This is a genomic window from Saccharopolyspora rhizosphaerae (genome assembly GCF_003931915.1).
GTDB lineage: Bacteria > Actinomycetota > Actinomycetes > Mycobacteriales > Pseudonocardiaceae > Saccharopolyspora > Saccharopolyspora rhizosphaerae.
In genome coordinates this window covers 22,200-34,820 of sequence record NZ_RSAA01000019.1, presented here as the reverse complement: position 1 = coordinate 34,820, position 12,621 = coordinate 22,200, and the positions used below count along the sequence as shown (strand labels likewise).

Sequence of the window (12,621 nt, the reverse complement as noted above, 5' to 3'; positions counted from 1 at the left end):
TCCGAGCGGAAGCTGGCGGTCGGAACCACCACATGGGCCGTCTGTTTTGCAGGATTCCAGCGTTGACCCGATCTGTTCTGCTGGTTAGCGTCCTGCGCCATGACAGCGGGGCCGGGCGTGGACGCCGTGGACGAGGTGGACCGCCGCATCATCGCGGCGCTCCAGCTCAACGGGCGCGCGCCGTGGAGCGTGGTCTCCCGCTGGGCGGAGGTCAGCGAAACCACCGTGCAACGGCGCTTCACCGCGCTGCACGAGCGCGGGCTGGTGCACGTCGTCGGAGTCATCGACCTGGACCGGACCGCCGCGGGATCGTCGATGCTGGTGCGGATCCAGGCGACCCCGGGCAGGGGCTGGGAGCTCGCCGAGCAGCTGGCGGCCCGCCCGGAAGCGCGGTTCCTCGCGGTGGTCACCGGCACCGCCGACCTCATCGTCGACTTCGTCGCGCACGACAACGACGAGCTGCTGCGGCTGCTGTTCACCGACCTGCCCGGCGCCGAGCTGATCACCGGCACCGAGAGCGTGGCGGTGATCCGCACCTTCGCCTCCGCGCCGGGCTGGGACACCGGGCTGCTCCCGCCCGAAGCCGCGGCCGAGCTGCGGCCCTCGCACGCGCCGCCCTACGACCGGCCCGACTGGGGCGCGCCGCCGAAGGCGCCGGGTGAGCTCGAAACCGCCGTGGCCGAAGAGCTCGCGGTCGACGGCAGGCTGCCGGTGAGCGCGATCGCCCGCAAGCTCGGCGTCAGCGAGTCCAGCGTCGCCCGCGCGGTGGACCGCATGGTCTCGCGCGGCGGCCTGCAGTTCCGCACCCTCGTCGAGCCGGCACTGCTCGGTTACGGCGTCGAGTTCATGCTGTGGCTGTCCATCCACCCCGGCCACCTCGACGAAGCCGGTCGCCGCCTGGCCGCGCACCCCGGGACCAAGTTCCTGGCCGCCGCGACCGGCCGGTTCAACCTCGTCGGCCAGATGGTGCTGCCCGCCAAGGCCGACCTCTTCGGCCACACCACCGAGGTCATCGGCACGCTGCCCGGGCTCACCGCCTCGGACGTCACCTTGCACCTGGCCACGCTCAAGCGCGCGTGGACCCGGGTGGACCGCTTCAGCTGGAACCGCACGGAGGGCACATGACGGCAGCCGAACCCCCGCAGCCGTGGCAGTGGCCGGAGGCGACCTGGCGCGAGCACGTCGAGTCGGTCCGCGCCGGCCGGCGTCTCGTGCCCTCGCGGTGGCCGGGCGGCGCACGAGCCGCGGTCGCGATCTCCTTCGACCCGGACCACGAGACGATCCCGCTGCGCGACGGTGAGACCAGCCCCGGGCGGCTCGCGCAGGGCGAGTACGGCGCGCGCGTCGGGGCCGGCCGGGTGCTCGACCTGCTCGCCGAGCACCACGTTCCCGCGACGTTCTTCATGCCCGCCGTCTCCGCCCTGCTGCACCCCGAGGAGGCGAAGGAGTACGCGAGCGAGCCGCACGAGATCGGCGTGCACGGATGGATCCACGAGCGGAACACGCTGCTCGCCGAGCAGGACGAGCGCACCCTGATCTCCTGGGCGCGCGACACCCTCGCCGAGATCACCGGGTCCGTGCCGACCGGGATCCGCACGCCCTCCTGGGACTTCTCGGACTCCACGTTGGACACGATCCGGCAGCTGGGCTTCGACTACGACTCCTCGCTGATGGCCGACGACGAGCCCTACGAGATCGTCGCCGAGGGCACGCCCACCGGTCTGGTGGAGATCCCCGTCGACTGGATCCGCGACGACGCCCCGTACTTCACCATGGACCGCTACGGCTCGGTGCGGCCCTACACGCGGCCGCGCGACGTGCTGGAGATCTGGATCGACGAGTTCGACGCCGCCTACCGCGACGGCGGGGTCTTCCAGCTGACCCTGCACCCGCACGTCATCGGCCACCGCTCGCGGCTGGTCGTCCTCCGGGAACTGCTCGCCCACATCCGGGCGCACCGCGACGTGTGGTTCGCCACCCACGCCGACCTCGCCGTCGCCGCGCGCGCCGAGGCGACCCGGCTCGACACCGCAGGAGCGTCCTCATGACCACGCACGTGGCGATCAGCAGCGGGAAGCTGACCCCGAAGCAGCGCAAGGCGATCGTGGCGGGCACGATCGGCAACACCGTCGAGTGGGTGGACTGGGCGCTCTACTCGATCTTCGCCAAGATCATCTCGCAGGAGTTCTTCCCGCCGGGCGATGACACCGCGGCACTGCTGTCCACGCTGGCGGTCTTCGCCGTGGGCTTCGTGATGCGCCCGATCGGCGCCGCCGTGCTCGGCGGCTACGCCGACCGCCACGGGCGCAAGAAGGGGCTCACGCTGACCGTCGGGCTCATGGCCGGTGCGTCGTTCGCCATCGCGCTGACCCCGACCTACGGGATGATCGGTCTCCTGGCACCCGTGTTGCTGCTGGTGGCGCGGCTGGTGCAAGGCTTCTCCGCTGGCGGCGAGTTCGGATCCTCCTCGGCCTTCCTCGTCGAATCCGCCGCCGCGGGCAGGCGGGCGTTCGCCGGGTCGTGGCAGCAGGTCTCGGTCGGCGGAGGCGTGCTGATCGCCTCGTTGCTCGGCACGATCACCACTTCGGCGCTCTCCGACGCCGCCCTGCACTCGTGGGGCTGGCGACTCGCGTTCGTCCTCGGCGGCCTGCTCGGCCTCGTGGGCCTGTGGCTGCGGGTGTCGGTGGAGGACACCGAGTCGTTCACCCACGCCCGGGTCGGCGGCCAGACCAAGACCAACCCGCTCCGGGCGATGCTCGTCGAGCACCCCGGCGCCGCGCTGCGCGTCGCGGGCATCACCATCGCCGGCACGCTGACCTACTACATCTGGGTCAACTACCTGCCCACCTACGCCAACCTGACCACCGGCATCCCGCTGTCGCAGGCGCTGCTGTCGCAAACGCTGTGCCTGGTCGTGTTCGTGATCGCGCTGCCGTTCGTCGGGATCCTCTCCGACCGCGTGGGCCGCAAGACGACGCTGGGCGTCTTCGCGGGCGGGTTCGTGCTGCTGGCGTGGCCCCTGCTGAACCTGCTCAGCGGCAACTTCTGGAGCCTGTTCCTGGTGCAGCTGACCGGGATGGTGCTGGTCCTCGGCTACTCCGCGAACTGCGCGGTGATCATGGCCGAGCAGTTCCCGCCCGAGGTGCGCGCGACCGGCATCGCCCTGCCCTACGCGCTGGCCGTGGCCCTCTTCGGCGGCACCGCGCCCTACATCACGACCTGGCTCAACGACATCGGGCACAGCGACCTGCTGTGGCTCTACGTCTCCGGATCGGCGCTGATCTCGCTGGCCGTGTACCTGACGATGCCCGAGACCAAGGACGAGGAGTTCGCGTGAGCCGGCACGTGCTGGTGACCGGCGCGGCCAGCGGCCTCGGCCGCGCCATCGCCGCGGAGTTCGCCGACAACGAGGAGGTCGCCCTCACGCTCGTCGACGTCGACGGCGCGAAACTGGCCGAGACGCCCGTCGAGGGCGAGCGGGTCGTCGCCGACCTGACTTCCGCGGCGGCGTGCACCTCGGTCGTGCAACAGGCGGGTCCGCTGGACGTGCTGGTCAACGCCGCCGGGATCTACCCCTCGGTGGACATGGCCGACGTCGACGCCGAGATCTGGGACCGGGTCTTCGACCTCAACGTGCGCGCCCCCGCGCTGACCACCGCCGCCTTCGCGCGCCAGGGCCGGTCCGGCGCGATCATCAACATCTCCTCCGGAGCCGCCCTGCGCGCACGCCCCGGCGGCGGGCCCTACGCGAGCTCCAAGGCGGCCCTGGAGATGGCGACCCGCGCAGCGGCGCTGGAACTCGGCGAACGAGGCATCCGCGTCAACGCGGTCAGCCCGGGCTTCGTGGCGGTGGACAGCGACTGCAACCCGGTCGCCGACGACTACGCCGCAGCGGTGTCGGTCAACCCGCTCGGCAGACCCGGCGCGCCGGCCGACATCGCGCGCGCCGTGCGCTGGCTGGCCAGCGAGAACGCCTCCTGGATCACCGGCGAAGTCCTCCGCGTCGACGGCGGTTCCAGCGCCGGCGCGTTTCACCTGCCACGGCTGTGGCCCAACGCTGTCCGGGAAGGACGGGGAGCATGAGTTCGTACGCCGTCGTCGGTGGGGGAGCGATCGGTGGCACCCTCGCCCACCACCTGGCACGCGCCGGGCACGCGGTCACCGTGATCGACGCCGACGTCGACCACGTGGCCGGGATCAACCGCCACGGCCTGGTCCTCGACCGGGCCGGTGACCGCACGGCGCTGCCGGTGACGGCCGCGGCCCCGGAGGACGTCACCGGTCCGCTCGACCGCGTGCTGCTGGCCGTCAAGGCCCAGGCCACCGAGTCGGCCGCGCGCTGGCTCGCGCCGCGGCTGTCCGCCGACGGCTGGGTGGTGTCGGTGCAGAACGGCTTCAACGAACCGGTGCTGGCCGACCACCTCGGGTGGGAACGCACCGTCGCCGCGTTCGTCAACATCTTCGCCGACCGCACCGAACCCGGCGTCATCGCCGACGGCGGCCCCGGCGCGCTGGTGATCGGGGAACCCGGTGGACGGCCGGTCTCCGAGCGGGTGCGCACGCTCGTCGCCGACCTGCAGGCGTGGGGCCCGGCGCAGACCAGCGACAACGTCGAGGGATTCCTGTGGGCCAAGGCGGGGTTCGGGGCGATGCTCGCCGCGACCGCGCTCGCCGACGAGGCGATGGCCGACCTCATCGACCGGCACCGTCCGGCGATGCACGCGGTGGCCCAGGAGGTCTTCGACGTCGCGCACGCGCTCGGCGTCCGGCTGGAAGCCTTCGACGCCTTCCAGCCCGACGCGTTCGCGCGGGACGCCGACCAGCTGGAGCGCTCCCGCGCGGTCGAGGAACTCACCACCTGGCTGCGGACGCAGCCGAAGAACCGCAGCGGGATCTGGCGCGACCTGGCCGTCCGCCGCCGCGAGGTCGAGGTGACCACGCACTACGCCACCGTCCTCACCGAAGCCGAACGCCACGGCATCGCCACGCCGGTGCTCAGGGCGGTGATGACGGGGCTGCGCGAGCTCGAAGCCGACCCCGCCTCGATGTCCGAGACGCGGCTCGACGAGCTCGACCGCATCGCCGGGAGCCTGGTGTGAGCGCCCGCGCCGCCCACGAGTGGCTGTCCCGGCACCGCGAGGAGATGGTCGCCGACCTCGCGGAGTACGTGAACCACGAGAGCTCCAGCGACGACCTCGCCGCGCTCGACGAGTGCCTGCGGTGGGTGTGCGGCTGGCTCGACGCCCGCCTCGGGGAACCCGCCGAGCACACCAGGCTCGAGCGCGAGGACGCCGGGAACGTCGTGATCCGGCGGTACCCGGGCAGCGGCGCGGAACCGCTGTTGCTGTTGGCGCACTACGACACCGTCTGGTCGACCGGCACGCTGGCCGGATGGCCCTTCCAGGTCGACGGGGACCGCATGAGCGGCCCCGGCGTGTTCGACATGAAAGCCGGTCTGGTGCAAGCGGTCTGGGCGCTGCGTGCCCTGGACGCCCTGGGGGTGGCCCGGCCGCCGATCACGTTGCTGCTCAACGGTGATGAGGAGACCGGAAGCCTCGGCTCCTCGGACGCCATCGTCACCGAGGCGCAGAAGTGCCGCGCAGCGCTCGTCTTCGAGGCCAGCGCGGACGGTGCCGTGAAGACGGCGCGCAAGGGCGTCGGGCTGTTCACGGTGACGATCACCGGCGAAGAAGCGCACGCGGGCCTCGACCCCACAGCAGGTGCGAGCGCCGTGGTGGAACTGGCCCACCAGGTGCTGCGCTGCCAGGCGCTCACCGACCTCGACGCCGGGACCTCGGTGAACGTCGGCGTCGTCAGCGGGGGCACGCGCGCCAACGTCACGGCCGGCAGCGCGGTCGCGGACCTCGACGTCCGGGTCGCCACCAGCGCCGAAGCCGAGCGCATCGACGCGGCCCTGCACGACCTCCGGCCGGTCAACCCCGACACGCAGATCACCGTCACCGGAGACTGGAACCGGCCGGTCTTCGAGCGCACGCCGTGCGTCGCGGAACTGTACGAACTGGCACGCGAGTGCGCCCTCCCGCTCGACCTCGACCTGCGCGAGACCGCCGTGGGCGGCGCCAGCGATGGCAACTTCGTTCAGGCGGCCGGGATCCCCGTCCTCGACGGACTCGGCGCGGTCGGTGCAGGCGCCCACGCGCGCAGCGAACACGCCACCACCACCGGGATGCTCGAACGCTCCGCCCTCACCGCCGCCGTTCTCGCCCGCTTCGCCTGACCGGCGCGCGTGGTTCGGCGCGCGACGGGGTGGTGGCTACCTCCTCCGGCGGTTCGCTCCCACCCCCTCGTGCTGCGCTGCAGTCAACGCTCCTCCCCAACTCGCGATTCGCGGAGACGTCGTCGAGGACGGGTCGTCCGGATTCCAGAGGGGGAGTCCCCATGGGAACTCCCCCTCGCGTACCGTTTTGTGCCCGTCGGCCGTCGCGGTGTCCCGGGTGGGTGCAGGCCTCACCGGACTTCCCCAGCAGAAGCGGGACCTCCACGCCGGATGATGTGCGGAAGGCTGGTGAGCACAGCTCCTCGTGCTGGACGTTCGACGGGCGCGGGTCGCTCCGGTCGAGCGCATGCCGTGTCGGCTCGGACTGGGGGCGTGTGCACCGCCGAGGAGCTGCGGTCGCGCGATTCGACTCGTGCGGACTCCACTCCAGGGGTCGTACGACTTTGGTCTTACGGGATGCCCTCAGGGTTCCCGCTGCGCATCTCCGGGATGAGACCTGAGGTTCCGCGGCTGCGGCGGACCTAGGTTCGACTGTGGAAATGATCACCCGGCCTGGGGGTTCGGGGAGGTCCGCCTACTGGAGGGAGTTCCATGCGCGCCAAGGCAGCCGAGTACCGGGGTGGGCTCGCCGCGTTGTCGGTGAACGCGTCGCTGGACGAGGTGCTGGACGAGGCCGAGCGGCACGACGCCGCGGCGACCACGGCCGTCGAGCGAGCGGGGGCGCAACTCGCGATCGCCGAGGCGTGCCGGCGGCTGGGCCGGGTCGAGCGTGCGGAGCGGGCGTGGCGGGCCAGCTACCGCACCGCCCGAGAGGCGACCGACCCCACCGCGATGGCGTGGGCGTTGTGGAGCGGTGGGACCCTGGCCCGGCAACGCGGCAGGTACCCCCTCGCGCACCGCCTGCTCAGCCGCGCAGCGGCGACCGCGGAGCTCGGCACCGACCGCGTGGCGCGCGGCTACGCCCTCGCCGGGCTCGCCGAAACCGGCCGCGTGCAGGGCGATTTCACCGGGACCCTGCGGCTCCACGAGCAGCTGCTCGCCGAGGCGCGTGCCGACGGGCAACCTCGGCACGTCGTCTGGGCCCTGGAGGGGATCGCGCAGATCCACCGGCACAACGGCGACCACGACACCGCGCTGGCGATGTTCACCGAGGCCTGCCGGATCGCCACCGAGGGTGATGACCAGCGCGGCCGGGCCTGGGCGCTGCGCGGCATCGCCGACCTCACCTCGCTCCGCGGCGACGTCGAGCGGGCCCTGGAGCTGCTCAGCGACGCCGAGGAGACCTGCCGCGAGATGCGCCTGGAAGCCGCGCTGGCCTACAACCACAAGATGCGCGGCAACGTCCTCTACCGCGCGGGCCGCTACGCCGAAGCCGAGCAGGTCTACCGGGCCACGGTCGACGAGTTCGCCCACATCTCCGAACCCCGAGGTGAGGCCCTGGCCCGGCTCGGGCTCGTCAAGAGCCGAGCCCGCGGCGGCGCCGCCCCGGCCAAGGTTGACGAGGAGCTCGGCGTGCTGCACAGGCGATTCACCGAAAGCGGCCTCCACCACGCAGCCGACATGGCGGGGAAAGCCCGCCACGAGCTCCTCACCTGACTCACCGCGCATCCCACGCCCGCCCCAGCCCAGGCCGGGCACGATCCCCAGCACCCCACAACCGGAGCACGACTCACCACGGGAGCTCCACGCCCGACGGGACTCGGATCACGCCGACAATCGGGTCCCTGATCACCGAAGTGATCCGGCTGCGGGGGAGCTGGAGTCCTGAACTGGCGGATGTCCCTGGTGGTCGGGTCCCTGATCTGCGGGGTTCCGGGTCGCGGGGGGGTGCTTGGGGTCCTGGGTTGGCAGATCACCCCGGTGATCGGATTTCCCGATCAGTGCGGGGAGAGCTGGGGCTCTGGGGGTCGCGGATCCCCCGACGAGCCGGGCTCTGATCACCGAGGTGATCCGGGGGAGCTGGGGTCTGGGGGCTGATCACCTCGGTAACCCCGTTTCTCATCAGAAAGGCAATGCAGGTGCGGGTGGTGGCGTGTGTCGGATCCGTACGGGTTGACCACGGTGTCGAGCCGGGGCGAGTCGTGGTGGCCCGCCGGCGTGTCGGGAATGTCCGGGTGGGGGTGTTGCGTTCCGGTGGGTAGTGGCTTGAGGCGGGGAGGTCGTGATGGCTGGGGTTCCGGAGCCGTCCGGCGCGATGGATGCCTACTCGCGCACCGTCAGTTCGGTGGCCGCTGCGCTGACACCGAGCGTGGCGAGCCTGCGCACCCGCGGGGAGTGGGGTGAGGCGAAGGGTTCGGCGGTGGTGTTCGACGACGACGGCTACCTGTTGACCAACGCGCACGTGCTCGGCGGTGCCCGCGACGGGACCGCCGACTTCGCCGACGGCACCAGCGGTGAGCTGTCCGTGGTCGGTTCCGATCCGCTGTCCGACCTGGCGGTGGTGCGCGTGTCCGGCCAGGTGCCGAGGCCGGTGGAACTGGGCGACAGCGACGCGCTGGTCGTCGGTCAGCTCGTGGTCGCCGTGGGCAACCCGCTCGGCTTGGCCGGGTCGGTGACCGCGGGGGTCATCAGCGGTCTCGGGCGGTCGATGCCGGCGGGTGGCGGGCGTGCCACGCGCATGATCGAGGACGTCATCCAGACCGACGCCGCGCTCAACCCCGGCAACTCCGGCGGAGCGCTCGCCGACGCGCACGGGGTCGTCGTCGGCATCAACACCGCCGTGGCCGGCATCGGTGTGGGACTGGCGATCCCGATCAACTCGACCACGCGGCGGATCATCCGCTCGCTGCTGCTCTCCGGTCGGGTGCGCCGCGCCTACCTCGGCCTGGTCACCACGCCCGCGCCGCTCCCGGAGGACTTGGTGGCACGGTTGGACCAGCGCACCGGACTGCGGGTGGTCGACGTCGTGCGCCGCAGCCCTGCCGACCGCGCTGGCCTGCACCGCGGGGACCTCGTGCTGACCGCTGCGGGCCAGCCGGTGCGCAACGCCCAGGGCCTGCAACGGCTGATGTTCGCCGAAGCCATCGGCAAGCCGCTGCAGATCACGGTCACCCGCAACGGCGCCATGGTCGACGTCATCGCCGAACCGACGGAGCTCGAAGACGCTGCGGCCTGATGTGGTCTCGCAGCCCAGGGCCGAGATCGTCGGCGTCGTGCAGGTGTTCGGGCTGCGGTGGTGCGTGCCGCACTGAAGAGGCGAGGCCGGTCCGCCTCGGCGAGGCCCGGTAGCTTGGGGAAGATGGAGAGCGTCGTCCCGGAAGAGCACCGCGCCGACGTCCAGCTGCTGTGGGATTACCACGACCTGCGCCATGAGCTGCGGCGATGTGATGTCGGGGTGGGCCTGGGCAGCCACGACCTCGGCGTCGCCGACCACGTCGTCGAGCTCTACGGCGACGGCTGGTTCCCGCTGATCGTGTTCACCGGCGCCAACGCGCCGACCACCACCGAGCGCTTCCCGCGAGGCGAAGCCGTGCACTACCGCGAGCACGCGCTGGAGCGCGGTGTCCCGGACGAGGCGATCCTGGTCGAGCCGAACGCGACGAACACCTCCGAGAACATCGAGTACACCCGCGACGTCCTGGCGAGCCGGGACATCAAGTCCCTGCTGCTGGTGTCGAAGCCGTACCAGCAACGCCGCGCCTTCGCCACGGCGCGCAAGGTCTGGCCGGAGGCCGAGGTCATCTGCAGCTCCCAGCGCCTCCCGTTGGACGACTACGTCCGCGCGATCGGCGACGCCCACCGCGTCATCGACATGCTCGTCGGTGACACCCAGCGGATCACGGTCTACGCCGAGCGCGGCTTCGCGAACCCCCAGCCGGTTCCGGACGAGGTCGTGGCGGCCTACCAGCGCCTCCTCTCCGCCGGGTACACCCGCCGGCTCGTGCGGGACTGATCCGTTCCGCCGTCAGCAGAACCGGGCGCCCGCGCTCGCGCGGGGTGCCAGGATGAGCGCATGGCGGAGGTTGTCGACTTCCAGCAGGAGCGCGGGCCGGAGCCGCTGTGGCGCGAGGAGCTCGGCCGCACCCTGCGCGCGATCAGGGAGGACCGCGGGGACCGGCTCGTCGACGTCGCCGAACGCGCCGGCGTGTCGCCGCAGTACCTCTCGGAGGTCGAACGAGGTCGCAAGGAGCCGTCGAGCGAGATGATCGCCGCGATCACCGGCGCCCTCGAGGTCGAGCTGTCCGACCTGCTCATCAGCATCGCCGGCGACGTCCGGCGCAGCGGACCCCTCACGCGCTCCGCAGGTTCGGCCACGCTGTTCGCAGGACCCACGACGCCTTCGGCCGGGCCCCTCACGCTGTCGGCGGGTCCCGTCCTCCTGGCCGCCTAGCACCGACCCGCGGACCGTCCGGCGACCTCGCCGGTCCCGCGTGGTCCTGCCGGTCTCTCGTGGTCCTGCCGGTCTCTCGTGGTCTCGTCGGTCTCTCGTGGTCTCGTCGGTCCCGCGTGGTCTCGTCGGTCCCGCGTGATCTCGCCGGCCCCGGTTGATCCCGGCCCTAGCGAGCCAAACTGCTCCTTGGTGCCAGGGTGCCCTGGCAGGCCAGGCTGTACCGCCACGAGTCCCGCCTGCCTCGCCCTACCCGAGGAGCTGGCGGGGAGTGCGGTGGCGCGCTGTTCCGCGCCCCAACGCCGCGCGCGCAGGCGCGCTCTTCACCTCTCGCGCGACATCCGACGTGGACTTCGGGCTTCGAACTTCGCGCGAAGTTCGAGGCCAGGGCCGCGGGTGGAACTTCGCGCGAAGTTCGACACCCCCTACCCGACCACGGCCGAAGGACGCACGCCGCACCGTACGTTTCCGCTGATCAGGGCGAGGCGCAGAGAACTCCGCGACCCGTTGGAGAGCGCCGGAGGGTGAACTTCGCGCGAAGTTCGAACGGGATTCGACACGCGCCGCCGCAGGTGTGTGTGGTGAGTGCGCTGCAACGAGGTGAGACCGCGTAGCGACATGTCGCGAGGAGCGGTGTGCGGAGTCCACGGAGCCGGCCTAGGTCCCTGCTGCTGGCACCGCCACGAAGAGCGCTTCCGATGCGGAGGCTCAACTGCGCTGGTCGAGGACCTGGTCGGCTAGTCCGTAGTCGACCGCGCCTGGTGCGTTGAAGACCCTGTCGCGGTCGGTGTCGTGCCGCAACGTGGTCACGTCCTGGCCGGTGTGCTGGGAGAGGATCTCCTCCAGCTGGGTGCGGACCCGCACGACCTCGTCCGCCTGCAAGATCAGGTCCGGGATCGTGCCCCGGCCCTGCGCGGCCGGCTGGTGCAGCACGACCCGCGTGTGCGGCAGCACGTTGCGGCGACCTGGCGCCCCTGCCGCGAGCAGCACCGCGCTGGCCGCGACGGCTTGGCCCACGCAGGTCGTGGCGACCGGGGCCTTGACGTAGCGGATGGTGTCGTAGAGCGCCAGCATGGCCGACGGGTCCCCTCCCTCGGAGTTGATGTAGAGGTTGATCGGCTGGTCCGGGTCGTCGGCCTCCAGGTGCAGCAGTTGGGCGATCAGCGCGTTGGCGACGCCCGAGTCGATCGGGGTGCCGAGGTAGACGATGCGCTCGGCGAGCAGGTGCGAGTAGACGTCCATGATCCGCTCGCCGTTGCTGCTGCGGGTGATGACGTTGGGGATCGTGTAGCTGCTCATGCCCGGACCCCCGTTCCCGCGTTGAGGCCCGCTGGGGTGCGCGAGGGCATCACCTGGCCGAGGTCGTCCACGACGTGGTCGACGAACCCGTACTCGCGGGCCTGTTCGCTGCTGAACCACCGGTCGTGCAGCGAGTCGGCGAAGACCCGCTCGACCGGCTGCCCGGTGTCCTCGGCGATCAAGCCGAGCACGGTGTCCCGCGTGTAGCGCAGGTCGTCGGCCTGCACCTCCACCTCGACGGCCGAGCCGCTGATGCCCGAGGAACCCTGGTGCATCAAGATCCGCGCGTGTGGCAGCGCGAAGCGCTTGCCGGGAGTGCCCGCTGACAGCAGGAACTGGCCCGCGCTGCACGCGAGCCCCAGCGCGAGCGTGGACACGTCGCAGGGCACCAGCCGCATCACGTCGCGGAGCGCCAGCATCGACGGCACCGAACCGCCGGGGGAGTGGATCCACAGCGCGATGTCCTTGCCCGGGTACGCGTGGGCGAGCGACAGCATCTGCGTGACCAGCACGGTCCCGTTGTCGTCGTCCAGCAGACCGTCGAGCACCAGGACCCGCTGGCTGAAGAACTTCTCGCGAAGCCGGTGGTCGAACATCGGCTGCTTCTCGTCAGTGGCCATGCGACAACCATGTCGCCGAATCCCGGTCCGTGGGGTCCCATGCTGCCGGCAGCGGATCTGCTCTCAGCAGCGCCGGCCGATACCCACGTCGTCCCACCGAGGCGAGGGTCTTACGTCGGACTGTTGAGCTGCGTCCG

Annotated in this window: 12 protein-coding genes; 10 read left to right on the top strand and 2 right to left on the bottom strand. The window is 71.7% G+C overall.

The genetic code is table 11. From position 1 onward, the window contains the following. The first annotated feature begins 99 nt into the window (after positions 1-99). From EIL87_RS19955 to EIL87_RS19915, 10 genes are all read left to right on the top strand, one after another. Positions 100-1,125 carry an Lrp/AsnC family transcriptional regulator gene (locus EIL87_RS19955; RefSeq protein ID WP_125092107.1) on the top strand — a complete coding sequence of 342 codons (1,026 nt, stop codon included), beginning with the start codon at positions 100-102 and terminating at the stop codon, positions 1,123-1,125. Then, positions 1,122-2,048 carry a polysaccharide deacetylase family protein gene (locus EIL87_RS19950; protein WP_125092106.1) on the top strand — a complete coding sequence of 309 codons (927 nt, stop codon included), beginning with the start codon at positions 1,122-1,124 and terminating at the stop codon, positions 2,046-2,048. The genes EIL87_RS19955 and EIL87_RS19950 overlap by 4 nt, the downstream gene beginning before the upstream one ends. Then, positions 2,045-3,337, top strand: a complete 1,293-nt coding sequence (locus EIL87_RS19945) for an MFS transporter (protein WP_125092105.1) — start codon at positions 2,045-2,047, stop codon at positions 3,335-3,337. The genes EIL87_RS19950 and EIL87_RS19945 overlap by 4 nt, the downstream gene beginning before the upstream one ends. After that, entirely contained in the window at positions 3,334-4,083 is a 750-nt protein-coding gene (locus EIL87_RS19940; RefSeq protein WP_125092104.1) for an SDR family NAD(P)-dependent oxidoreductase, read from the top strand. The genes EIL87_RS19945 and EIL87_RS19940 overlap by 4 nt, the downstream gene beginning before the upstream one ends. After that, positions 4,080-5,099: a ketopantoate reductase family protein gene (locus tag EIL87_RS27125; RefSeq protein WP_199740523.1), complete on the top strand. Its 1,020-nt coding sequence runs from the start codon at positions 4,080-4,082 to the stop codon at positions 5,097-5,099. The genes EIL87_RS19940 and EIL87_RS27125 overlap by 4 nt, the downstream gene beginning before the upstream one ends. Further along, positions 5,096-6,238, top strand: coding sequence for a M20 family metallopeptidase (locus EIL87_RS27120; RefSeq protein WP_233576400.1), 1,143 nt, complete (start codon positions 5,096-5,098; stop codon positions 6,236-6,238). The genes EIL87_RS27125 and EIL87_RS27120 overlap by 4 nt, the downstream gene beginning before the upstream one ends. 591 nt (positions 6,239-6,829) lie before the next feature. Next, entirely contained in the window at positions 6,830-7,834 is a 1,005-nt protein-coding gene (locus tag EIL87_RS19930) for a tetratricopeptide repeat protein (RefSeq protein WP_125092103.1), read from the top strand. A 568-nt stretch (positions 7,835-8,402) separates the two neighbouring features. Then, positions 8,403-9,353 carry a S1C family serine protease gene (locus EIL87_RS19925; RefSeq protein ID WP_125092102.1) on the top strand — a complete coding sequence of 317 codons (951 nt, stop codon included), beginning with the start codon at positions 8,403-8,405 and terminating at the stop codon, positions 9,351-9,353. Between the two features lie 123 nt (positions 9,354-9,476). Further along, positions 9,477-10,130, top strand: coding sequence for a YdcF family protein (locus tag EIL87_RS19920; protein ID WP_125092101.1), 654 nt, complete (start codon positions 9,477-9,479; stop codon positions 10,128-10,130). Positions 10,131-10,190: 60 nt separating this feature from the next. Beyond that, positions 10,191-10,568 (top strand): helix-turn-helix domain-containing protein, encoded by a 378-nt coding sequence (locus EIL87_RS19915; protein WP_125092100.1) that lies wholly within the window; start codon positions 10,191-10,193, stop codon positions 10,566-10,568. A 705-nt stretch (positions 10,569-11,273) separates the two neighbouring features. Here the strand turns inward: EIL87_RS19915 and EIL87_RS19910 are convergent. Continuing rightward, positions 11,274-11,864, bottom strand: a complete 591-nt coding sequence (locus EIL87_RS19910) for a ClpP family protease (protein ID WP_125092099.1) — start codon at positions 11,862-11,864, stop codon at positions 11,274-11,276. Continuing rightward, positions 11,861-12,484: a ClpP family protease gene (locus tag EIL87_RS19905; RefSeq protein WP_125092098.1), complete on the bottom strand. Its 624-nt coding sequence runs from the start codon at positions 12,482-12,484 to the stop codon at positions 11,861-11,863. The genes EIL87_RS19910 and EIL87_RS19905 overlap by 4 nt, the downstream gene beginning before the upstream one ends. Positions 12,485-12,621: the final 137 nt, after the last annotated feature.